The organism is Bacillus arachidis (genome assembly GCF_030285945.1).
GTDB lineage: Bacteria > Bacillota > Bacilli > Bacillales > Bacillaceae_G > Bacillus_A > Bacillus_A arachidis.
This window is the reverse complement of record NZ_CP127374.1, coordinates 25,052-46,734: the sequence shown is the minus strand read 5'-3', so window position 1 is coordinate 46,734 and position 21,683 is coordinate 25,052. Positions and strand designations below refer to the sequence as shown.

The window sequence follows — 21,683 nt, the reverse complement described above, 5'->3', positions numbered from 1 at the left end:
TTGCATTTATATAAGCAACTCTTTTTGTTTGAATCCATTATGCATATGGATCATCGTCTAAATCATTTAGAGAACCCCAGGATTTCTCTTCTTGTTCTTCATGGGCTTCCCCAGGCTTCGCTATATCTTTCTTTGTTTCGACATGTGTTTGATCTAAGGTAGATGAATGAATAGGCTGTGACTCTTCATCTTGCTTTGTCGGTCCTGTCGTTAAAGGTTTTGTTTCAGCATCTAATGAAAAAGTATATTTGCGCGGTAGAATTTCCGCTACGTCTGTATCGCCAATTTGTTTGTGAAGTTGTTGCGCCGCATACAAAAAGAACATTGTTAAATCGCTTTGTTTGTTAATAAAATCGATCATTTCTGGTGAAATGTCTTTCTTAATATAGACATTTGCTCTATCACCAGCTTTGTATATTTTACGAGCCATTATTTTTCACCGACAGGAGCAAGCGCTTTTTCTTTTAATTCTTCAAATCTTGGTGAGCATGTGTACACAAGCAATCCGCGTGCATTTACGAAAAGTGAGTCTTTTAAGAAAATAACATTTGTTAAACGTCCTTTTTGTTCTAAAATTTGCTGTAGGCTTTCTTTTACAATCGCCGCACCGCCACCGTAAATGAATACATACGGATCGTCTTTCATATCATCAATTTTATTAATAATATCAGTTGCGATTCGATTGGCTAAACCTAGTAATGCGCCGCGTGATGCCTCTTTTAAACGAATATGACGAGGATGTTCAGAATCTAGATAAATAGCGTTAAATTCAGCAATACTGTCTATTGTTTTTTGTTTATTGTTTAAGTTCCAAACTTTGATGATATCAAGTAAAGTTTCTTTAACTCCATATGGTAAGCCACGACTCATTTTGTGCTTAAAGCTAACCCCTTGTGAAACAACTTCTTCTGTCGTACCAGCGCCGATGTCAAAAGATAAGATTGTTTTGTCAACAAAGTCTATTTCTGTGGTTTTACCCTCTGTAGCTTCAACTTTTCTTTTAATGGTTTTACCTTTTTCATCATAAACGATTCCCCATGAACCCGCCGCGCCTTCTGGTAAGCATTTGCAAAATTCAATTTGGATATTAACTACTACTTCACGTCCGCTTGGGTGGTGGAATTTTACCGTATGATGATTCATATAACGCTCTACAAATTCTTGTGCTGTTTGAGGAGTGATTGTTGCGACAGGTAATGCAACAGAAAGATCATACGTAACATCAATTTTATTTTTATTTTGCTGTTTTTTCATAGCGGTAATTGCTAAACCAGCTAATGTAACAAGTAGCACAAGATCATCTTTCGATTTATCTGATTTCTTTTCCATTTCAATACCTTTAATGTTTTCATCAATCACTTTTTGACCAATAATATAACGCATATTGTTTGCCTTTAAAGTAGGGGATGATATTGTAACATCAATATTATTTTCTAATTCCTCAACAGAAACATCTTCCTCACTTAAAATGTTTGTTGCTTCTCCAATATGATGTGAATAAATACTTGGTATGAATAAAGGATCATGCCCTAATACATTTAATTTTAAACCACTGTTCCCCGCGTCTGCACCAGCTTTAAGAATTACCATATATAAAAACCTCCTAAAGATTATTTGTTATCGTTTTTCTTGATTCCATTATATGCTAAATACTTCTAAAAAGTCAATACAATTACATACAAATTAACACAATTTAATACAAGTCAATACAAAAATATCAGTAAAAATCTATAAAAATCATTAAAATACAAGCGTTTTACGTATTGATTCATATTCACTTGTATTCATTTGTATTGACTTTTATTGATTTTTACATAGTTTAATTGTTTTTAGGTCGTGGGGCTGACTGTCTTTTTGAAATAATCCATCTGTTACCTATTTTTTTGGCTTTTACTTCTCCCGCAGCACATAAATTCTTAATTGTTCCTGGTGGCATAGCCCACTTTTCGGCGGCTTCTTCAACGCCCATGACTTCTTGTAATGGGTCGCTATCATCATTATTGTAATTAATGACCAATAGGCGTAATGTTTCGCCTGGGGCACTTGTTTTTTTTAGAAATTGCTCCCAGACATCGTCTGGAAGCCTAAATTTTCTTTGCATCAAAATCCCTTCCTTTCAATTTCGCAATGATATTGCTTTGCGAGCTGATCCGCATATTTTAAAGCCAGGTGACGTTCTCTACCTGTGAACATTTTTTCATGTTTATAAAAACCGTACACCCGTTCATTTTCTATATAATCTGTGCCAACGATTGGCCGCATTTCTAGTTGTACATGGTATTTCACATGATTTGTATAATAATCTCTTCTTCTGACAAGTGTTATAATACTTATAAATTCAGTGTTTATAACAGTTTGAGCATGTTCATATATATCCATTTGATAATTTTTAAGCTTTTTTATTATTTCTTCTAACCTTTCTATATCCCGATCAACCATGTCACTATAACTCTTCAATCTTTTCATATCATAAATGTGCTTGAATTTTTCACAATTTGCATTTACATACATGTGGACATCTCCTTTTTTGGAAAGATAAGAGGGGGAATCCCCTCTTATGCTTCAAGTTTTGGCTTGTTTTTCTTAATTCTCTTTACCTCGTGCATTGATCTGATTTCGTCGAGCGAGAAGTCTTTTTTATGGAACTTCTTGTACTCTCCTTCATACCAATACCAAGCCTTTTTCTTAAATGCCCATTTAAATCCAAGTTTCTTTAATTCAGTTTTCAATGAGTAAGTGTTTCCTGTGAGCCAAATCCAGGTCCCAATAATCTCAATTTCAATATCGTATTTGATAAGTTCATCTATAATGTTTTGATATGCTCCAGTGTTTTGCTTTCCAGAGTTACTATGTAGTTGTTCGAAAAGTCTGTCATACTCTTTCTTTAATGCGATAAAGTCTTCATGTTTTCCGCCTAAGTCGGGATGATGTTTTTTTGCTAGTTTCTTATATTGCTTTTTTAATTCTTCGATGGAAGTGACACTTTGAAAAAATTTCATGGTCAACAGCTCCTTTTTAATATTTTAATGCGCTAGCGCATTTATTAATTATATTCTATCATGCGCTAGCGCACAAAACAAGTATTTTTTTACTTATTTTGAATTTTTTTGAAGTTGTTTCTGAGGGTTAAAAATAGCATAACAAAAGCCCTGGCTTTAATTGCAACAGGACTATAATTATATGACTCTATTCTTTTTCAACGATTTATTTATGAAACTTTTCACTAATATAAGTCTCTTTATATTGATTCCCTATACGAACCAACATCAATGTATTTTTCAAATCAGAAATATTGACTGGGGATGAAGGTTTTGATATGCCTGTCAAATAAGCAATGACACCTTGACTTAGTTGAAGTGAGAAATCAATAAATTGTTTTATTTGCTCTCTTCTTAACGGATTTTCTTCAATCAATTTGTCCATGTTTCTCATAGCCTGCCTAGTATTATGACTATATATTTTATCTCTTTGAGTATACAACCAGTCTAAGCTGTTATCTTTTTCGAATTGTTCATATTCCTGTTTTCTGGATTTAAAAAAGACTTCTGGTGTCGGTCCATTTACTGTCAATTCAGTTGAAAATTTTTTATACTCCATACATCGATCAAGAAGTTTTTTAACGCTAATTGCATCATTATTTCATAAAAGTTATTTGCTTCAAATGATTGTTGGTAAATTTCTTCCGCAAGCTCTAGTAGCTGTTCTTTTGTCATAACGTCCCCTCTATATCTATCTTTTTGTTCAGTATATCACAATTTAAAATCGTTCCATTACGGGGTAGCCCCCATGTTATTGCTGTTTATTCCAAAATTGAACATATCGATGTAGGGCCTCAATGCTTTTTAATCCCAAATCCGCTTTAATTTCAATGGGTTTCATGCCATTTTGTAGCGCAGTTAATATAAAACGGTTCCGTAGCATAGTAGGCGTGACATGAATTTCAGCGCGTTTCGCTTCTTTCTGTAACATGCGTTGTACAGCGATTCGAGTTAAAGCGGCGGGGTGATCTTTTTCATAGTCCCAGCGGAACGTTTGCGGGCCGAAATCAAACGCCACAAAGAAGGGATCGCCCGTTTGTTGGCGCGGCCTAACAAGACTAGGAATCTGGTTGTAGTAGGATAAGGCAAGTTTTACATGCTCTTTTGAAAGGGTAATAGATCGCTTGTAGGCGTGTAGTCCTCCTGGGGTAATAGTATTCGTTCCAAAGTGTATATCATGCATAGAAAGCGTAAGTATATCCTGGATAGATAGCCCATAATCTAACATGAAATGAATTAATAAAAGGTTACGTTCTAGAATAAATCTTCTTCCTGTTGCCTGGTAGTCGGTTAATCCGTCATAACTACGCATGACGCGGAAGAGCTTTGTGATTTCTTTGTCCGATGCAAAGTGTTTAGAAGTAAGTTCAGGAGGGGAGACATCACTTTTTAAATCCTGGGCCGCGCCATGAAATTGTAAAAAGTTAATTAGAATGCCTCGTACACGCTTTATATTAGAAATCGACGCGCCACGTTCCTTTTTAAGAGCTTTTAAGTATCTCTCTAATACATTTGTATCAAAAGAATGAAAGAACGATTCTGGAGATGATTTGATGTGTTTCTGAATCCAAGACGTAAAAAGTAAGAGGTCGTAGCGGTATTGTTTAACTGTGGAGGATTTACGGCCAAGTTTTAACAAATCAGAAAGAAAAATATCAACAGAATGATCCCAAGTCATGTTTTATACTCCTTTGTCCTAAAAATTGTGTACCGCAATTATAAACGAGAACCATGCAAACAAGCAATAGGGGATTCTAGGTCGTGATGTTTTGGGGAGGGACTTGTGTATGATGCAGGAGCCGAGACATTGCGGGGCTATGCGGAGACATATGGGCCTGGCTAGACAGGGCGTGGAGTTAGGATATAGGGGGATATATAGATGTTGTGGAATGAGTGGAAGGCGAATGATGGGCCGATGTTTAGGGAGGAGGATAGGCGAGGAATGGGAATGGCCGCCGCCCCGCCTACGTAGTTTTATGAAAATCTGCCTGGCAACGGAATCTGATTCATAGCTGAATCAAGATACCCTTACCAGGAGAGCTTCAAGGTAAATCTAAGTTTTCGAATATTCAGCGGAACCTAGTTCTACCAATGAGTTTAAGATAAGAATAAGTTCAGAATAACCTTAGTATGTTGTCGCAACTAATTCTGTAAATTTATCTCATATTATTCTGAATTAATTCTGAGGTTATTCTGTTTACTGAAATGCTCATAATGAACAAAAATAATCGTTTATTTTTAGAATGTTGTACAATATATTAATGGTGAAAATCACGAATATTATTGTTTATACTGTCAACAGATATTCGGTGTTCCGTAGATTTGTATATTAAATGAAAAGAAGAGTTCTATTTTGATATTTAGTTCGATCTTGGGTTGATGTTTAAAAATCTAGAAAAATATAGTTCCCAATATGGGATACTTTTTATTATTAAAACTTGTTTTAAATAACATTAAAAAAATTAAATACATTAGGATTTAATTTTGCTCAATGAGACTTACTCCCACAAGGGATTAGAAAATTTTTCTTATTTAATTACTGATTTAAGAGCAGGTTCAATTCGAATATAAATTCATAGTGGATTTTTTGTTGAAAACGTCCTTAACTTATAAAAATATAATAGATTGATAATATGTTTAATCTATTAAGGTAAATGATGGCATGACAAAAAGCCTTGTTAGAGATAATTTTTTTGAACAAGGCTATAAAACAATTATTTTTTTGTGAAGAATGAGATTTAGGCGTTTGGATCAATCATTTTTTTGAATAAATCCATTGATGGTATTAGACTCTTCTTTGGTTTTCCAAATACCATATTTGTTGTACGCTCTTTTGCTTGTTGCTCTCTACGCTTTCTGTTTGCAGTTAACTGTTTTGTATATGTTGTTATGAAATGTGCAGGTGTACTTACTTGCGATTTGTTTAATTCAAACAGCTGTACACAGTCCTCAAAAGTCTTTCTTACCTCCCAATCTACGTATGGTGGCATACGTAATGCGATTGTATAAGCATCTTTTTCAGTAATATTTGTATCTTTACTTAAGATGTATATATAAAGTCTCTTTTGATCTTCACTCATAAACTCATCCATTTCGCGGAATCGTAGTTCTAACTTTTCACCCGAATTAGGGGCATTCTCTAGCTCTTTTTCTTCTAATTCTTCATTTGTAGGGGCAACAGAATCCAATATATCTATTCCCTGGCATGTAGGCACAGTTGGTTTTTTGGTTTGATCTGTAGGTTTCCCCTGTTTTTTACTTAGTTTTTTAGATAGAAACTTTGTAAATGTAGAAAAAATGTCAATTGAAAAAGCCCATTTTTTCTTGAAATATTCAACGATTTTTAAATAATTGTTATTGAGACTTAATATGTAAATAGATGGTGCAATCTTACCATGACGTCTTGTTTTGATTTGATGGCATACTTGAAGGTCCTCTAACCAATTCAGAATAAAGTTGATGATTGGCACAGAGATACCCGATCTTTCGCTGATTTGAGTTTGTCGCATTTGAGAGAAGCCTTCTTGAACAAGATAAGATAAAACGACTTCCAATGCTTCATACCGACGTGGCGTTTGTTCGAAGTATTCTTTAGTGGTTTGACCCTCACAATCTAACAGAATAATATCAATAGCTTTAATTACTTTTTTTACAGCTTTATTGATAGCACCTGTAGGAACATGTGAAAGTTGTGGGCTTAGTTCTCGTTTTGCTTTACTTAGCAAAAAATTATTTAGTAGCACAAAAAACCCTCCTGTTTTTTCCCATTACACACACTTACAGAAAAATCTTGGGAAAATAGAGGTTCTTATTCACACCACATTCACTTTGTGTTATAATTTTTTCATAAGTGAATATTAGTTATAAATTAAGACCCCTACTTTCATTGGAGTTTTAAATTGGTTAGAGTCGGCAAACTGTAGACCAATTTAAAATGGATGTGTTGTGGGGGTTTTATTTTTTTATCAAATTAAAATTAAAATCTATTCTTTTTCTATTTTACAAGTCAGCGGCATTAATATCAACACTAAAAATGTAAACTCTGTATGAGAGGTGTAAAAGGTTTGTTTCACTATGAATATTCGGAATATTCAGACTAAATTATTTCATAAATTCCTGGATTTTCCTATGATAAAATTAATAATTATAATTTAGTAATAGTAGAGGATTAAAAGGGTGAAATTGTATGCTTGATATACATAAAAGAATGCACTTACATTTAGAGTCTTCTAAGTTAGAACATAAATTGATTGCAAAAGAATTAGGTTTACCAGAAACTACATTTTCAAATTGGTATACAAAGAAACAAAATATTTCAGTATATTCATTAATAAAAATTTCATCTATGCTATCTCCTTTAGATCGAAGTATTCAAGAGGAAGATGTCATCCAGCATTTAAAAAAACATAGTAGGCAAAATCTAAATGTGAAAATAGCGTTTTTAATAGCGCATTTAAATGGGTTTGACAATCTATTAAATTATGTAATTGATTTGTGTGAAGATCATTCTGAATTGGAAATGCAAAGATGTTTTAAGGTTTTCCATTTATTTAAATGCCGCTTGGAAAAATCTAAAGGATTAGAAGAAATATTTTTAGAAATAGAAGGATCGAGACCCTTAAATAATAAAAAACATTTTCAGGTAGGCATCTTTTGTGACATATTAAGTATGTTAATATTATCTGATTTAGGGAAATTCGATTTAATGGCAACATATAAGCAGAGGATAGAGTGCAATTTAAAAGAAATAAAAAATAAAAAATTAATCAAGTTATATAATTTTTGGATAGAAAGTATCTGGGGATATAGCCTGTTAAGAAGTAATGATGTATTGGGTTTTCAAGAAATTTATAAGGGTTTAATGGAGTTTATTGATTTAGAATTTTTCCCAGTAATGCAAGCTGTGATAGATATTAGGATGGGTGAGAGTAGTTTGTTTTCAGATGAAAAAGCTTCATTTTATTATCTAGAAAAAGCCTGTAATATTTTATCATCACAAAAAGAAGAGCATAAATATAAAATCGCATTAAATACTTTAAATTTCTTAAGAATAATAAAGTGGAAAGATATTGATAAAATTGATATGAACACATTAGATATAGCTGAAAAAGGTTTGTATTTCATTCAGATTAATCAAAGAGATCGAGCTAATGAACTTCTAGATTATCTTGAACGAAAAAACAAAGGCTTAACTCCAATTCAGCGTGTTTATAGAGGAATGGCTAATAATGATTTGATTGAAATTTCAAAAGCTATTGATGCAATGAAGGCGAAAAATGACTTTTTTTATGCAGGATTTGCGCAAGACATCTTTAATGAATATAAAGAGAAGAGTATTCAAGGAATTGGAAAGGGATTTTAAAAATGAAAAAAGTTATCTCTATACTTATGATATCGTTTTTAGTAATCAACAGTTGCTGGGCTTTAGTATCAATAAATAAACATAATAAATTGGATAGTGGACATTTTGTGTCTCAAGGACTACAGAAGAGTAATGAACCTAAAAGGATGGATCCTGGTGGCGGGCTATAGAGAAAAAATATAAAAATATATAAAATCACAAAAGACGTCGTAAATACGATGTCTTTTGTGATTTTATAAAGGATTTTATTAGTGCGTATGTAGGAAATTATGAAATCGAATTTATAAAAGGTGGTGTTTTTTATGGTTTTAGACAAAGATTTACTTATAAAAATTGTTGAGAACATTGAATTAGAAGTCTTGGGTGACTGGATAGATTTATGTGCTGATGCCTCTAAAGACTAATTTCTATGTTCCTTTTTTAGCTTTTTCCCTTTTCTTTTTCGTCAACTTCTATTAACAGAAAATTCGTATATCTAAGGAGTTCCTTTTCTATATATGGCTTATATTCATCTGGAACACTCATGTATTTATCGTAAAGTAATTGTGATAAGCGATGCACAGGATCTTCTTCTCCTTCTACTCTTTGAAGAAGTTCATCATCGCTTATCATATGATTTAATAAATATGCTTCACTAACATTAAAATAATTGGCAATTTCATGTATTTTATTTAATCGTGGTATTTTTTCCCCCGTTTCCCAGCTAGATATAGTTCTGTAAGTTGTATTGAGGTCTGCCGCTAGTTCATACCTATCTAAGCCTCTTATAGTTCTGAGTTTTTTTACATTTTTTCCCAGTATATTTTTTTTCATAATAATAATCACTCCTATACTTATTATATTAATTATTAAAAAACTTAGTGTAGGAAGTTTAGATGTAAAATTAACACTTTTAGTGTTGACAGACACCTTTTAGGTGTTTATTATGTAATTAAGGGGGGTGAGAAAGTGACTAAGTGCGAACAAAAAATTTCGATTATTAGGAATATTAGAGATGAAAAAGGTGTGCTTCTTAAAAAAGTTGCAGCAGATTTAAACTTAAATAAAAGTGTACTACAGGCTATTGAATCTGGGAGAAAAAGTACAATTGCAGAACGTGCACATAGTATTGCAGCTTTTTATAATCGACCAGTTGAAGAATTGTTTGTACCTACTTATTATCGAGCACGAATTGTATAAATCGAAATTCGTAAGAAATTGGTTTTTAATTGTCCTTTGAAAACTGAATAATCCTAAAGGAGCTGTAAAAAATGATTTTGAAACGATCGTATCAAACACTACTACTCTTTACGAGTGTACTTTTATTAGTTATGAGCTTCTTGATTCCACTAAATCAAGCCAGTGCGGAGGTTATCAATCGAGAAAGGTATAAGATGGATTGGGCCTATAGTCCGCAGTTTGGAAAAGATGTTCATACAGAGCTTCTAAAGAACGCTAGTGGTCAAATCGCGTATTGTCTGGTATATGGCTTAAAATCCCCAAATGGAGAGGATTTACCCGAAGCAGGCAAAACGGATGATGTATCCTATCGTGTCTTATTGAATGGATACCCACAGAAAACACCAGAAAGTTTAGGTGTTTCCAATTGGCAAGAAGCCCATTACGCGACACAATTAGCTCTTTGGAATGCACTTGGCCAGATTTCCGTTGATGAATTACAGTTCAAAAATGCAGCTGTTGAAAAAGCAGCAAAGAACATCATTCATGCGGCAAATCAAAGCCAGGATACACAAGATGTCTGGATGAATGTCATTCCAACGGATAAACAAGAAGCACAATTAAACGGTGAATATTTCGAAACAACAACATACACCGTTCAAACAAATGCAAAAAAAGGTACATTCCAAGTAAAAATGAACAATGCACCACAAGGAACACGTGTTGTCACAGAACAAGGTGAAGGGAAAGAAACGTTTCAACTAGGAGAAAAGTTCCGTATCCAAGTACCAAAATCCTCTAAGAGTAGTGAACTATCTCTAAAAGTCGTTTCAAATCTAACAAATGTTCATGCAGTTGTATATAAAGGAACAAGTACGATTCAAGATGCAACTGTATTATTAGAGCGTAGTACAGAACAAATAAGCACAGACTTACAAGTATTCTGGAAAGCAAATGGCGCTTTAAAAGTGATGAAAGTGGACGAAGAAAACAAAAAGCCACTTCCAGGCGCAGTATTTGAAGTTGTAAACAGCAATCAACAAGTTATGGGAACGATTACAGCTGATAAAAACGGTATTGCTGAAATGGGGAACTTAGAACTTGGCACATACACTGTAAAAGAAGTGAAAGCACCTGTTGGATATGTGCTAGATGCTACACCAAAGCCTTTTGAAGTGAAAACAGGTGAAGTTGCTGTCATTGAAATGAAAAACGTACAAATCAAAGGGAATGTACAGCTCGTAAAAGTAGATCAAAATGGGAAAAAGAAATTAGAAGGTGCAGTATTTACACTTGCAGATGCAAAAGGGAATCCGATTAGCGAACACACCACTGATAAAAATGGTGTCATCAAAGTTGAAAACTTGACATTTGGTAACTATCAATTTATCGAAAAAACTTCTCCAGCTGGTTACATTCTTGTGAAAGAACCAATTCCTTTCAGCATCAAGGAAAACGGTAAGACAATTGAATTGGTTGCGAAGAATACCCAAGCAAAAGGGAGCTTAGAAATTACAAAAGTAGATGTTGCAGATGGAAACAATAAGCTACCAGGTGCAGAATTCACGATTTATGATGAGCAAGGCAAAGAAGTAGTAAAAGGAAAAACAAACGAGCAAGGAATTGCGAAGTTCGAGAAACTTACAGCCGGAAAATACACCTACAAAGAAACACTGGCACCAACAGGCTATGTGATTAATCAAGAAACATTCTCCTTTGAAATTAAACAAGATGGGGAAATTATCAAACACATTGTAAAAGATAAGAAAATCGAAGGAATCCTTGAAATCACAAAGGTGGATATAGCGGATGGAAATAACAAATTACCAGGCGCGGAATTCACAATTTACGATGAGCAAGGCAAGGAAGTAGTAAAGGGGAAAACAAACGAACAAGGAATTGCGGAGTTTGAAAAATTACCATATGGAAAATACACCTATAAAGAAACACTGGCGCCAGACGGATATTTAATTAATGAAGAGACCTTCTCTTTTGAGATTAAAGAAGATGGTCAAATTATCAAACATACTGTACAAGATAAGAAAAAAGATGTCCCGCCAACGCCAGAGACACCACAACCAGAAAATCCGAAGCAAACACCAACACCAGAACAACCTCAACCACAACCAGAGAAACAACCACAAACACCAGAGACACCACACAAAATTGTAAAACAGCTAGAATTTCAACCAGAACAACCTAAGAAAACAGACCGTTATTTACCAACAACAGGCGGTAAAGCAGAAAATCCATACTGGATATGGGTTGGCGCTACATGTTTAGCACTAGGCGGTATCGTAACTTTTTATGCCTTTAGAAAACGTAAAGAAGTAAAAGAAGAAAGATAAATTTACTCTCAACTGATATGGGAGGGTGGGATACCATGTGCATATTTGATGTACATTATCAAATCGATGGAATCAAATACACAAAGTCGTATTTGTTAGCATTGTCAGAAGATGGGTTTCAGTTGCGAAAAAACATTCAACATGTTCTATTTCAAGAGCACCAACAAGAAGTAGCGATTCTTGCTACTGACTTAGAGGAATTGGATTTAATTGGATTTAATAGCATCCTAAAGAGAACAAAAAAAGAAAGCATAAGAATATAAAATATTTCTATTTAACGATATAAAAAGATAATTGAATGAAAGGGGCATTTGTAGTGAAACCAATCAAGCATATGCGCAGCAAACGTGGTTTTTATATCGGAAGAGTGCGAGAAGCAAATAATCTTATTCATGCAACGAAAGTATCACCAGAATGGGCAGGAGTCCAAGGAAGAGGAATGTCATTTTCCAATCTGTTAATGACATTAGCTAGAGGGCATAACAAAGGAACAAAAGTTGTGGATCCGAAAGCGAATTTTTATGAAAAAATCAAGAGTGGTAACAAGTTTGGTTGATTAGAGAATGCTCTTTCATAGAGCATTCTCCATCCAAGGTATTAAAGGAGGAAAAGAAAGTGTATATCAATCGGCATGAATGTTGGGAAGCGTTTTGGAAAGAACAAGTCACAATAGATGGTGAATTAGATATCGAACAAATGAAACAAGAACTCTTCGAATACAAAACACTTTTAGATCAAATCAAGAAACCTCAATTTGCAAATCAACAACCTCACATACTGATTCAATTAGCAGAACAATGTATTAAAAAACACCAAGAGAAAGAATTAGCACTCGCGTAAGCCATGAAATTGCAAGATAGGAAGGATGTGAAGGCGTGGCGCGCAGCAAATTCGATAAAGAACTAGAAAACTTTGTTGAAAAGAACTGGAAAATGCTCTTAGGAGTAGGAGCGATTGGATTTGTCTGGTTTTCCAAAGATAGAATCCTAGGGGAATTGATGAAGCTGGTGCCAACAGTAGTCGGAATTATGAGGCTGGTTGTTTTGTTTCTCGTTTTACTTTTAGTGATACGAATCATTGTATATCTGATTCTTCATCACTTTGATAAAAAACGATATAAACATTATCTCATCATTCCACATATTGAGGATGATGTATCAGCTGATAAATTAGGTCAAATGATTCGTCATGTGCATGGTGTTGGCCGAAAGCCACTTGATCGTTTGTGGAAAGGACGCGATTGGTATCGCATGATGATCTATCGACCAGAAGGTGAAAAAGAAAAGGCACATCTTTATCTAGGTGGTCCGAAAGATGGCATTATACGTGTGATCCAGGCGTTTAAAAGTGCATATGTGCGAGCAGAGGTATATGAAGTCACAAAAGAACAGGTTCCATTCCCATCCCGTAAAAGTGTGGGAGGACGAATGATATTAAAGCGGAAACGACTTCAAGCTACTTTGTCTTTAGCGCGTTACAAAAAAGATATATTACCTACTTTACTTAATACCATGCAAGAACAAACCTGGATTGATATCGCTTTTTCGCCAGACAACGGGTATCAGCTCATTAAAGGCATTCGAAAAGCTGAAAAAGGGATTAAAAAGCAAAGGAAAAGTAGTGATTATGGATTAAACACTTTTGAAAAAGAGGAATTAATCGCACTCAATAAGCGATTTTCACGAAATGAAGTTGCGTTTCAAGTATCTGTCTCCTTTTCTACAGAACAGTATCCAGGCGTATTACACATAAAAGATCTTGGCAGTATGGTAGGAAGTATCATGGCAGATGTCAATGAGCTCCGTTATAGAAAATGGCGAAAATACGCAGTTCCATATGCACCACGTCCTACTTATGGAAATATGATGTGGACTGGATCAGAACTAGCAAATTTATTACATCTTCCCAACATGAAAGAAGCCAAGAAAGTGCAAGATGAACACCAAATTCTTTATTTGGAAAAAGGAGAAGAAATGCTGCCAAAAGATCGCTTGTGTGAAGGGATTACACTTGGATATCTTAAGCATCCTGTTCAAAAAGAACGTGCTATTAAGGTGGAAGCGGAACAACTTACCAAGCATGGGGCGGTGTTAGGGCAAACGGGTTCTGGAAAAAGTACTGTATCCGCAACAATTATGCAAAGTCAGTTGGATCAATGGATTGAAGATTCAAATGCAGTAGGAAGTTTCTCATTAATTGATCCTACATCAGATTTGGCTCTGATTATGTTGAATCGCATGTTGAAGGCAGAAAAAGACGGGAAAAAGATCGATTGGAATAAGGTTCATTATATCCGGTTTCGAAATTCTGAGCATCCCATTGCATTAAACTTGCTTCATCGATTCCCTGGTGAAGATACACAAACAGTGATTAACGGAATTATGACAACGATTAAGTCGATGATTCCAGGGCAAGCGGTACAAACAGAACGGGTGTTAAAGGCAACCATTGGCACTTTGTTAAGTGATCATACAGAGCAACATACAACATTAAGCATTCCGATGTTCTTATCCAACGAGTTATTTCGTGAAGAAGTACTTGAAAATATAAGTGGTCCAGATAAAGACTTCTACTTACACTTTTGGAGACAAGAAGTCGGGGATGCATTAGACAGCAGTATTCAACCTGTTTTGAATCGATTGGATTTATTCCGAAGCACCACATATTTACGACGCATCTTCGGCCAGCCAGGTTTCTCACTTGATATTTTGAAATGGTTTGATGAGGGACACATTGTTTTTTATGACTTACATGGTATGGAGAAAGAAGAAATACAGCTCATAGTAGGTTATATCATGGCACAGTATCACAGAGTTGTTCAAAGTCGTCCAATTGGTTCTAAAGTCCATCTTACATTCATTGATGAAGGGCACAAGGTACAAGTGGAAATTTTACCAAAGATTATTGCAGAAGATCGGAAACGTGGATTAGGCCTTTGGTTTATTACGCAAGAAATTAATGCACAGTTAGATAAATCACTAGCAAGAGCATTAACAGACATCGGAGGGAATTTCCTAGTATGTCGGCAAGGTTCCAATTCCGCAAAATCGTTGGCAGAAGTCATGCAACAAAAATTCAATCCAAAGTATTTACAAGACTTATCAGATCGTATTGTTGCTGTGCAAACGCAACAAAAGATTGACGGGAAGGCAAAAAATGTATGGTGCACCATGGAAGTTCCACCACTGGATCGATACTTGCCAGATGGAACAGTGGCTAACTATCAAGATGCAAAACAAGTAAATACGGCCAATGATTGGACCAGATCTAAAATTAAAGAATTAGAGAAACGGGGGAAATCGATTCAAGAAATTGATGAAGAAATTAGTTTGTTCTTATTTGGAAAGAAGCCAAGTACATCAAAACAAAAAAAGGTGTCACTGGAAAAACCAGAAGAAGCATCTAGCTTTGAAGAATTAGAGAAAAGTGTAGAGCAAATAGCTGAAAAGAAAGTGAAAGAAACAGTACCAGCAGCCCAAGAAGTTGTACCAGAGCTAATACATCAAGCACAAATTATCCCATTCCGAAAACAACCAACCACAGAATCCGCAAAAGAAGAAAAACAAAGCAAAGAATCAGTGGAAATCATAGAAGAATCATCATCATTACCGGATACATCAACTGTTGAAATAAAAGTAGAAACACAACAAGAAGAAGCAAGTATTTTCGATAGCTGGGAAAAGGAGTAGAGGTTATGAGCAGTATGCTGTTATTACCAGAAGATCAGAATTTACTTATCGACATACACAATCATATTTATGTCGATATGGATTATATAACGGAAAAAGTATATCCAAACCATAAGAAAAAATCAGTGTATTACCGCTTAAATCGCTTGGTACAGGAAAATTATTTGAAGAATGAATTACTTCCTATTCCTGTTCCTAGAAGTCAAGTTCGTAAATCGGGAAGGCCACAAAATGTATACACGCTCGCGAATAAAGGGGTAGAAATCGTTCGTGGGTTAAGGGGGGAAGTACATTGGAAATCCAGTTGGTCACAACGTTCCGCAACCTTTGTGTATCACAGCTTAATGTTAGCACGTATAGAAAGCGCTATGACCCTAGCTTCTGAACAAGAAGAAAGACTGGAATTAAAAGAATGGATCAATGAACCACGTGCAACGTTTCAATACGCAAAAGGAAAAAATCGTGTCATACGACCAGACGGAATTGCGGTAATTGGTTTAAAAGAAGCAATGGATAAAAATATCGGTGTATTCATGGAAATGGAACGTTCGTATGGATCAAAAGAAGTGTTAGAAAAGAAAATTCTTCGCTATAACGATTTTATGCAACGGGAAGAAAAGCAAAAAGAGTATCGGATACATGCAGGCATGGCGTATGAAGTTCCGATATGGCGTTTGGTCTTTGTTGCTGGGAGTGAAAGTAGGGAGAAAGAGTTAATTCGTTATTTGAAGGAAGTAAATAGTTCAGAAATTCCGGTGTATATCACACTGTTTCAAGATATATTGCAGGATCCATTCGGGAATATTTATCGGAATATTCGAAATTCGGATAAGAAAGTGAGGTTGTAAGAATGTGTTCCGATTTGTCTTATCGATAAGTGCCAGTATTTTTCTATTAGTCGTGTTTTCAGACTGGGTGTTTGAAAGGGTACCAGGATCACATGAGGCCTGGGGAGTTATCAAGAGTAAAGTCATAGAGATTTATCAGACACAAGGGTGGGAAGGGTTGTTAATCCTTTCGCTGGTAGCGGTTGGTGTATATAAAATGATGGATCGATGAGGTGAAAAACAACATGTATCCATTTGTTGTGATTGATACATCGAGTATTTACTTTTCCTATGCAGGGTTGGTGGTGTTTATTTGCTCTCTGATTCTAGCTGCTTATTCAGCGAAACAGAAAGAGTGGAGAACTTGTCTGTTCCTTCTCCTAGCTGGAATAACGGGGATTGCTGGTTTCTATATAAAAGAGATTATGGGATTAGGTTCTTAGGGGAAAGGGAGGGATTATTGTATGTTCACATACAAACGATCTTATGAACGAGGAAGTATGGAAGAAGTAGAATGCCGTTTTGTGGATGAAATTTGTAATCAGTTGGATTGTGGAGAGAGTCATGAAATTTGCTTATCTAAAACAGATACGTATCTACAAAAGTTGCTAGTCATGGGGAATGGGAAAGTGCTCGAAATTGAATTTGGTTTAGATACAGAAGAATTGGAATGGAAATGTGATTGCAAAGAACTAACGAAAGAAAAAGCTATTTCGGAAGTGGAGTATGAAATATGTTGTTACAACATGTTCCAACAAGCGCGAGTTAGTAAGGGCTCAATGTTTAAAAAAGAGGCAGAGACTTTTCTTGAAAGTTTAAAAGAAAAGGAGAGTGCGTAATACCAAAATATAAAAAGGGAGGGATGTTCATGTGGCAAAAGGCAAAACAGTGGTTTCAAAAAACGTTTGAAAATAAGCAAGGAAAGGCGAGAAAGTCAACTCGGATTCCTTCTTATAGGGGGCGTTTAATAGGAAAATGGGCGTTTTGGGTTCTATTTAGTTGGATGCTCATTGTATCTGTAACGACTGTTATAAAAGGAAAAACAGAGACGAAAGCAAATGCAAGTACGATTCCGAAACAAGTGACACAAAAACCAAACCTCGCGACACGTCCAGAAGCTATAGAATTTGCACGTGGATTTGTCAAAGAGTATTTTACTTGGCAAAGAGGAGAAGAAGGCCAGAAAAATCGAGCAGAACGCTTAAAACCGTATGTCATTCAGACATTAGATTCTCAAGTTGGATTAGATACATCCAGTTTACAGTGGGATTCCACTTTTTTATACGCAACGATCTTGAAAGTAGATGAAACAAAAGAAAAGGAAGCAAATGTGATTTTTAAAGTGAAATATAAATTGCATCGAATGAAACCAGATAATAGCGGGGAAGAAGTCAAAGAAGTATTGCAGCAAATATCCGTTCCTGTTCAATCTGATGAGAAAGCATTTGTTGTAAATGGGTTTCCGCAGATCGTGAAAGTCGCTGAAAAAGCACAAATCAAAGAAGAAGAAAGCGAACGAGAAGAAGTAAAAGATGTATCAATGAAAGAAGAGATTCGTGAGTTTTTACCAACATTTTTTAAATCGTATACAACCTCAACACAAAAAGAATTAGCTTATGTCCTAGATAATCCTAAAGTCAAAGGTTTAGAGGGTGCAATGAAGTTCGAAAAAGTCAATTCATCTAAAGTGTACCCTGTTAAAACAAAAGGTACGTATGAGGTGCAAACCGAAGTGTTGCTGATCGATGCACACTCTGAAACAAAAATGAAAACCGTATACACATTGTTTGTGAAAAAAGATGGCAAACAATTTGTTGTTACAGATTTAAAAAATTAAGGAAGAGAGAGGAGCATGTATATGTTAGAAATGATGAATAGTTTGGTGTTAGGAATTGGGCTAGAAGGAGTTCTTGAAACGGTGAAAACGCAAGGAACTTACGCCTTATATTGTGCATTTATCATTGTAGCGCTGATTCTAGCGGCGAAACGTGCATGGGGATTAGTTGTGACATTGGTTGTAGGTGGCGGTATGATTGCCTTCTTTATCAACAAACCAGACGCACTGAAAGCAATTGGTACTTGGTTGGGTGGATTAGCAGGCATGTAAGTGGATGACAGAAAGGGAGGGAGCTGTATGAAAGAAAAAGAATCGTCTTCCATTTTCGTATATTGCTTTGGCAGCTATATGAATTACATGCGGAGACAATATGAAATTATGGGATATCGACTTCCAAGAGCTGTAACATGGAGGGCACTCGGATATTTTGCGGCGGTAGAGGCGGGGCTAGTTGCGCTCCGCTTCCTCCCTCCTTTTAAATGGTTCCTGGGAGATCTCATCGATAGTGCTTGGCTTGTGTATTATGGTGTAATCCCCTTCTTCCTTGTATGGGGCGTTGATAAATACAAAACGGATGGGAAATCTTTTTTCGCCTTTATTCGTTCATGGATCACATTTAAATTACGGAAACATCAAAGTAGCCGGCTCGTTGCATTACCAAAGTTAAAAAAGCATGTATTTCGTGGTCATGTATGCGTGCAATACAGTGCGGATGATTTGAAAGAAGTAAGAACAGATTCTATCTCAATAGAAGAACAAGATATACACGCTTATAACCTTACATTTTTACCACAAAAGGAGGAGTTGGAATATGCTAAGAAGCATGAAGAGAAGTTCACTGAAACACATTGAAAATAATCTTGCGATTAGTACAGACGGAAAAGTATCTGGTGTCTATGAAGTAGATGGATTTGAATACGATCATCAAGATGAAAGTACAAAAAAAATGTACTATCGTAACCAACTCGCACTTTTTACCCATCAAGAATATGATGTCCACTTACTTGTTATCCCTCGTACAACAAATTCAGATGAAATTCTAGATGAACATATCGCAAATTTAAAAGGGCCAATGGCACCAGCTGGTCGTTATCTGTTTACGAAAATGAAAGAGTACTTACGCAATGCATCCATTGCAAAAGAAAATATGGAATATCGCTTTTATGTCCTTGTACAGCTCAATCCGCAGCAAAAGGAAAGACAAATTCGAAACCCTGTCGTAGAAACTTGGAAATTTATGAAGAAGTTAAAAGAAGGTTTCTCTGAAACAGCTCACAATGTATCGGGCATGAACGTAACAGATATTTTAGAAGAAGAAATTGAAAAGTATTTGGATGTAGAGGAAGTGTTATATAACCAGGTAAGGGGCGCGTTTCGGAACACCCGTCGTGCTACTCCGGCATCGATTCGCTTTCTCTTCCAACATAATTTCACTCGTGGCATGAAAGAGCCGCATGTAGAGAAAAACTGGAAAACAGGAACGACTCTTACCCTCAAAAATGAAGAAGGAAAGCCAGTAAAAGTTCGCCGCCCAAACTTGCAAGAAATGATTCACCTCACAGATTGTGTGATTGATGAAAGCCCAGGACGATCTCTTACAATAGAGAGACAAAATGAAGAAGGCGAAATAGAAAACATGCATGTGGCTTTTTTAGCGGTAAAAAGTATGCCGGAAATCTCCAGTTTTCCAGGAGGAGAATGGATTTATCGATTACAATCGCAATCGCTTAAATTTCCAGTTGAAATGAGTGTGCGTGCGTATCACTTAGAAAATCAGTTAGTCACGCAAAAGTTAACCAATAGTGAATTAGAGTTAAATGATCAACGTCGTCAGGCAATGGTGGGAGGGCGTACAACGGATTTAACTATTGAGCGAAAAGCAAAAGGAGTAAAGATTGTAAAAGATCGCTTTGAAACCACAGGGGCACCTGGATATGAATTAAGTGTTCTGTTTTGTGTCTATGCAGAGGATGAAAAAACATTGAAGTCACGTGTGAATACGCTCATCACAGAATACCGAAAAATGAAAATTGAGTTAGTTAATCCATACGGGGAGCAGCTCGCTTACTTCTATGAGTTCCTACCAGGTTCTACCCGTTACAATACAGATTTTAAATTATTTGTAGAGCCAGGCGTGTTGGCACAAGGAATGTTTGGAGCCACGACACAAATTGGTGACAATCAAGGATTCTATATTGGGAAGACAACCAAATTGAACCGTCCAGTCTTTATTCGACCAGATTTAGCAGCGAAAGCACTTGGTCATATTGTGACGGAATTTGATAGCTTATCGGTTATGTTTGCCGGACAAACGGGAAAAGGGAAGTCATTCTTAATGAACCTTTTAGTATTCTGGATTGTTATGAGCGGAGGAAGGGCATTCGTGATTGATCCGAAGGGGGATCGTACAAGATGGCCAGAATTATTACCGGGGTTTGATGAAGAGAAGTTGCAAGTTTGGACGCTTGGTAAAAGTAAAGAAGATGCAGGCTGTTTAGATCCATTTCGCATTAGTGCAACAATAGAAGATGCGAAGAGTTTAGCTCTTGAGATTCTCACTTTCTTATCTAATGTGGGCTTAGAAGATACAAGATATGACTATTTATATAAGGCCATTGAACAGGTAGCAGAGAAAGAAGAAGCATGTATGACGTTGGTTCGAGAAGAGCTAGAGGAGATGAAGAAACAACCGAATTTACTAGCGACCGAATTAGAAAAGTTAAACGCACTTACGAACCGCCTAGCGACATTAGAAGGCATACAGTTAGGAGACTTATTATTTGGAAGACCAGGTCAAAAGTATCGCGTATTGAGCCTAGAACGTCCATTACAAGTCTTACAAATCCAACACTTACGTATTCCAAAAACAGAAGAGAAAAACGAAAGTGTGACAGATAAATTGTCTCGCAGTATCTTAATTGCTTTAGCAGCATTTGGTAAGTCACTGATGCATTCAGACCGTAGTATTTTCAAAGTGTATGTACAAGATGAAGCATCAAGTATTTTGAAGAATAAAGAGGGAGCGGCTTCCTCCGATAAAATCATTCGGGAAGGTCGTTATCATAACACTGGTCTATATCTTGGAAGTCAAAATGCTTCTGACTATCAATCTGAAAATAAAGAAATAGCCAATGTGGGTATGAAATTTTGTTTTGCATTGAAATATGATGAGGAAGCAAAAGAAATGTTACGTTATTATAATTTGCCAGTCACAGAAGAAAATATTACAAGATTACGTGGATTACATCGCGGGCAAGCTTTGTTCCAGGATATTTTTGGTCGAACAGCTGTCGTTGATATTGATCCTGTTTTCCAAGAATTATTGACTGCCTTTGATTCCTCCACGAAGACGGATGAAGAACGTGCGCAACAATTGGCGTAATTCGTATTACAATACAGATAAGAGTATTCGAAATTATCTGTA

The 21,683-nt window shown here is 35.8% G+C and carries 25 protein-coding genes; 15 read left to right on the top strand and 10 right to left on the bottom strand.

Going from position 1 to position 21,683, the window contains the following annotated elements:
• Nucleotides 1–37 precede the first annotated feature (37 nt).
• The 9 genes from QRY57_RS01405 to QRY57_RS01365 all read right to left on the bottom strand — a co-directional run bounded on the left by QRY57_RS01405 (nucleotide 38) and on the right by QRY57_RS01365 (nucleotide 6,781).
• Nucleotides 38–430 carry a hypothetical protein gene (locus tag QRY57_RS01405; RefSeq protein WP_286015230.1) on the bottom strand — a complete coding sequence of 131 codons (393 nt, stop codon included), beginning with the start codon at nucleotides 428–430 and terminating at the stop codon, nucleotides 38–40.
• Nucleotides 430–1,590 carry a ParM/StbA family protein gene (locus tag QRY57_RS01400; protein WP_286015229.1) on the bottom strand — a complete coding sequence of 387 codons (1,161 nt, stop codon included), beginning with the start codon at nucleotides 1,588–1,590 and terminating at the stop codon, nucleotides 430–432. The genes QRY57_RS01405 and QRY57_RS01400 overlap by 1 nt, the downstream gene beginning before the upstream one ends.
• A gap of 229 nt (nucleotides 1,591–1,819) precedes the next feature.
• Nucleotides 1,820–2,101, bottom strand: coding sequence for a helix-turn-helix domain-containing protein (locus QRY57_RS01395; RefSeq protein ID WP_286015228.1), 282 nt, complete (start codon nucleotides 2,099–2,101; stop codon nucleotides 1,820–1,822).
• A complete protein-coding gene (locus QRY57_RS01390) occupies nucleotides 2,101–2,511 on the bottom strand; it encodes a hypothetical protein (RefSeq protein ID WP_286015227.1) in 411 nt (136 codons plus the stop codon). The genes QRY57_RS01395 and QRY57_RS01390 overlap by 1 nt, the downstream gene beginning before the upstream one ends.
• A 44-nt stretch (nucleotides 2,512–2,555) precedes the next feature.
• Nucleotides 2,556–2,999 (bottom strand): molecular chaperone DnaJ, encoded by a 444-nt coding sequence (locus tag QRY57_RS01385; protein WP_286015226.1) that lies wholly within the window; start codon nucleotides 2,997–2,999, stop codon nucleotides 2,556–2,558.
• 205 nt (nucleotides 3,000–3,204) lie between these two features.
• Nucleotides 3,205–3,597, bottom strand: coding sequence for a hypothetical protein (locus QRY57_RS01380; protein WP_286015225.1), 393 nt, complete (start codon nucleotides 3,595–3,597; stop codon nucleotides 3,205–3,207).
• On the bottom strand, nucleotides 3,567–3,713 hold the full coding sequence (locus QRY57_RS01375) for a hypothetical protein (protein ID WP_286015224.1): 147 nt from the start codon (nucleotides 3,711–3,713) through the stop codon (nucleotides 3,567–3,569). Before QRY57_RS01375 ends, QRY57_RS01380 begins: the two co-directional genes overlap by 31 nt.
• Nucleotides 3,714–3,789: 76 nt before the next feature.
• The gene (locus QRY57_RS01370) at nucleotides 3,790–4,716 is read right to left on the bottom strand and encodes a tyrosine-type recombinase/integrase (protein ID WP_286015223.1); all 927 of its coding nucleotides are present in this window, start codon (nucleotides 4,714–4,716) and stop codon (nucleotides 3,790–3,792) included.
• A gap of 1,060 nt (nucleotides 4,717–5,776) precedes the next feature.
• Nucleotides 5,777–6,781: a Replicase RepFR55 gene (locus QRY57_RS01365; protein WP_286015222.1), complete on the bottom strand. Its 1,005-nt coding sequence runs from the start codon at nucleotides 6,779–6,781 to the stop codon at nucleotides 5,777–5,779.
• 443 nt (nucleotides 6,782–7,224) lie between these two features.
• Between QRY57_RS01365 and QRY57_RS01360 the strand changes: the two genes are divergently transcribed.
• The gene (locus QRY57_RS01360; RefSeq protein ID WP_286015293.1) at nucleotides 7,225–8,400 is read left to right on the top strand and encodes an AimR family lysis-lysogeny pheromone receptor; all 1,176 of its coding nucleotides are present in this window, start codon (nucleotides 7,225–7,227) and stop codon (nucleotides 8,398–8,400) included.
• 420 nt (nucleotides 8,401–8,820) lie between these two features.
• On the opposite strand, the gene QRY57_RS01355 is transcribed toward QRY57_RS01360, so the two are convergent.
• Nucleotides 8,821–9,219, bottom strand: a complete 399-nt coding sequence (locus tag QRY57_RS01355; RefSeq protein ID WP_286015294.1) for a helix-turn-helix domain-containing protein — start codon at nucleotides 9,217–9,219, stop codon at nucleotides 8,821–8,823.
• Nucleotides 9,220–9,348: 129 nt separating this feature from the next.
• Between QRY57_RS01355 and QRY57_RS01350 the strand changes: the two genes are divergently transcribed.
• The 14 genes from QRY57_RS01350 (at nucleotide 9,349) to QRY57_RS01290 (ending at nucleotide 21,641) form a co-directional block, all read left to right on the top strand.
• Nucleotides 9,349–9,579, top strand: a complete 231-nt coding sequence (locus QRY57_RS01350; RefSeq protein ID WP_286015292.1) for a helix-turn-helix domain-containing protein — start codon at nucleotides 9,349–9,351, stop codon at nucleotides 9,577–9,579.
• 71 nt (nucleotides 9,580–9,650) lie between these two features.
• Nucleotides 9,651–11,906, top strand: coding sequence for a SpaA isopeptide-forming pilin-related protein (locus QRY57_RS01345; protein WP_286015291.1), 2,256 nt, complete (start codon nucleotides 9,651–9,653; stop codon nucleotides 11,904–11,906).
• A gap of 35 nt (nucleotides 11,907–11,941) precedes the next feature.
• Complete coding sequence (locus tag QRY57_RS01340; protein ID WP_286015297.1) at nucleotides 11,942–12,169, top strand: hypothetical protein; 228 nt, start codon at nucleotides 11,942–11,944, stop codon at nucleotides 12,167–12,169.
• Between the two features lie 53 nt (nucleotides 12,170–12,222).
• Complete coding sequence (locus QRY57_RS01335; RefSeq protein ID WP_286015290.1) at nucleotides 12,223–12,462, top strand: hypothetical protein; 240 nt, start codon at nucleotides 12,223–12,225, stop codon at nucleotides 12,460–12,462.
• A gap of 59 nt (nucleotides 12,463–12,521) precedes the next feature.
• Nucleotides 12,522–12,746 (top strand): hypothetical protein, encoded by a 225-nt coding sequence (locus QRY57_RS01330; RefSeq protein WP_286015289.1) that lies wholly within the window; start codon nucleotides 12,522–12,524, stop codon nucleotides 12,744–12,746.
• Between the two features lie 35 nt (nucleotides 12,747–12,781).
• Nucleotides 12,782–15,595: a helicase HerA domain-containing protein gene (locus QRY57_RS01325; protein ID WP_286015288.1), complete on the top strand. Its 2,814-nt coding sequence runs from the start codon at nucleotides 12,782–12,784 to the stop codon at nucleotides 15,593–15,595.
• 5 nt (nucleotides 15,596–15,600) lie between these two features.
• Nucleotides 15,601–16,443, top strand: a complete 843-nt coding sequence (locus QRY57_RS01320) for a replication-relaxation family protein (RefSeq protein ID WP_286015287.1) — start codon at nucleotides 15,601–15,603, stop codon at nucleotides 16,441–16,443.
• A gap of 4 nt (nucleotides 16,444–16,447) precedes the next feature.
• Nucleotides 16,448–16,654 carry a hypothetical protein gene (locus tag QRY57_RS27060; protein ID WP_432804047.1) on the top strand — a complete coding sequence of 69 codons (207 nt, stop codon included), beginning with the start codon at nucleotides 16,448–16,450 and terminating at the stop codon, nucleotides 16,652–16,654.
• Nucleotides 16,655–16,667: 13 nt separating this feature from the next.
• A complete protein-coding gene (locus QRY57_RS01315) occupies nucleotides 16,668–16,865 on the top strand; it encodes a hypothetical protein (RefSeq protein ID WP_286015286.1) in 198 nt (65 codons plus the stop codon).
• Between the two features lie 21 nt (nucleotides 16,866–16,886).
• A complete protein-coding gene (locus QRY57_RS01310) occupies nucleotides 16,887–17,261 on the top strand; it encodes a hypothetical protein (RefSeq protein ID WP_286015285.1) in 375 nt (124 codons plus the stop codon).
• A gap of 29 nt (nucleotides 17,262–17,290) precedes the next feature.
• Nucleotides 17,291–18,259 carry a conjugal transfer protein gene (locus tag QRY57_RS01305; protein WP_286015284.1) on the top strand — a complete coding sequence of 323 codons (969 nt, stop codon included), beginning with the start codon at nucleotides 17,291–17,293 and terminating at the stop codon, nucleotides 18,257–18,259.
• Nucleotides 18,260–18,274: 15 nt separating this feature from the next.
• Nucleotides 18,275–18,529 carry a TcpD family membrane protein gene (locus tag QRY57_RS01300; protein WP_286015283.1) on the top strand — a complete coding sequence of 85 codons (255 nt, stop codon included), beginning with the start codon at nucleotides 18,275–18,277 and terminating at the stop codon, nucleotides 18,527–18,529.
• A 27-nt stretch (nucleotides 18,530–18,556) separates the two neighbouring features.
• The gene (locus QRY57_RS01295) at nucleotides 18,557–19,111 is read left to right on the top strand and encodes a TcpE family conjugal transfer membrane protein (RefSeq protein ID WP_286015282.1); all 555 of its coding nucleotides are present in this window, start codon (nucleotides 18,557–18,559) and stop codon (nucleotides 19,109–19,111) included.
• The gene (locus QRY57_RS01290) at nucleotides 19,071–21,641 is read left to right on the top strand and encodes an ATP-binding protein (protein WP_286015281.1); all 2,571 of its coding nucleotides are present in this window, start codon (nucleotides 19,071–19,073) and stop codon (nucleotides 21,639–21,641) included. The genes QRY57_RS01295 and QRY57_RS01290 overlap by 41 nt, the downstream gene beginning before the upstream one ends.
• The last annotated feature ends 42 nt before the right edge of the window (nucleotides 21,642–21,683 follow it).

What these genes read in the sequence shown, in the direction of transcription:
- QRY57_RS01405 (WP_286015230.1), bottom strand. Translation starts at nt 430, where the DNA reads ATGGCTCGTAAAATATACAAAGCTGGTGATAGAGCAAATGTCTATATT.
- QRY57_RS01400 (WP_286015229.1), bottom strand. Translation starts at nt 1,590, where the DNA reads ATGGTAATTCTTAAAGCTGGTGCAGACGCGGGGAACAGTGGTTTAAAA.
- QRY57_RS01395 (WP_286015228.1), bottom strand. Translation starts at nt 2,101, where the DNA reads ATGCAAAGAAAATTTAGGCTTCCAGACGATGTCTGGGAGCAATTTCTA.
- QRY57_RS01390 (WP_286015227.1), bottom strand. Translation starts at nt 2,511, where the DNA reads ATGTATGTAAATGCAAATTGTGAAAAATTCAAGCACATTTATGATATG.
- QRY57_RS01385 (WP_286015226.1), bottom strand. Translation starts at nt 2,999, where the DNA reads ATGAAATTTTTTCAAAGTGTCACTTCCATCGAAGAATTAAAAAAGCAA.
- QRY57_RS01380 (WP_286015225.1), bottom strand. Translation starts at nt 3,597, where the DNA reads ATGGAGTATAAAAAATTTTCAACTGAATTGACAGTAAATGGACCGACA.
- QRY57_RS01375 (WP_286015224.1), bottom strand. Translation starts at nt 3,713, where the DNA reads ATGACAAAAGAACAGCTACTAGAGCTTGCGGAAGAAATTTACCAACAA.
- QRY57_RS01370 (WP_286015223.1), bottom strand. Translation starts at nt 4,716, where the DNA reads ATGACTTGGGATCATTCTGTTGATATTTTTCTTTCTGATTTGTTAAAA.
- QRY57_RS01360 (WP_286015293.1), top strand. Translation starts at nt 7,225, where the DNA reads ATGCTTGATATACATAAAAGAATGCACTTACATTTAGAGTCTTCTAAG.
- QRY57_RS01345 (WP_286015291.1), top strand. Translation starts at nt 9,651, where the DNA reads ATGATTTTGAAACGATCGTATCAAACACTACTACTCTTTACGAGTGTA.
- QRY57_RS01340 (WP_286015297.1), top strand. Translation starts at nt 11,942, where the DNA reads ATGTGCATATTTGATGTACATTATCAAATCGATGGAATCAAATACACA.
- QRY57_RS01320 (WP_286015287.1), top strand. Translation starts at nt 15,601, where the DNA reads ATGAGCAGTATGCTGTTATTACCAGAAGATCAGAATTTACTTATCGAC.
- QRY57_RS01315 (WP_286015286.1), top strand. Translation starts at nt 16,668, where the DNA reads ATGTATCCATTTGTTGTGATTGATACATCGAGTATTTACTTTTCCTAT.
- QRY57_RS01310 (WP_286015285.1), top strand. Translation starts at nt 16,887, where the DNA reads ATGTTCACATACAAACGATCTTATGAACGAGGAAGTATGGAAGAAGTA.
- QRY57_RS01305 (WP_286015284.1), top strand. Translation starts at nt 17,291, where the DNA reads ATGTGGCAAAAGGCAAAACAGTGGTTTCAAAAAACGTTTGAAAATAAG.
- QRY57_RS01300 (WP_286015283.1), top strand. Translation starts at nt 18,275, where the DNA reads ATGTATATGTTAGAAATGATGAATAGTTTGGTGTTAGGAATTGGGCTA.
- QRY57_RS01295 (WP_286015282.1), top strand. Translation starts at nt 18,557, where the DNA reads ATGAAAGAAAAAGAATCGTCTTCCATTTTCGTATATTGCTTTGGCAGC.
- QRY57_RS01290 (WP_286015281.1), top strand. Translation starts at nt 19,071, where the DNA reads ATGCTAAGAAGCATGAAGAGAAGTTCACTGAAACACATTGAAAATAAT.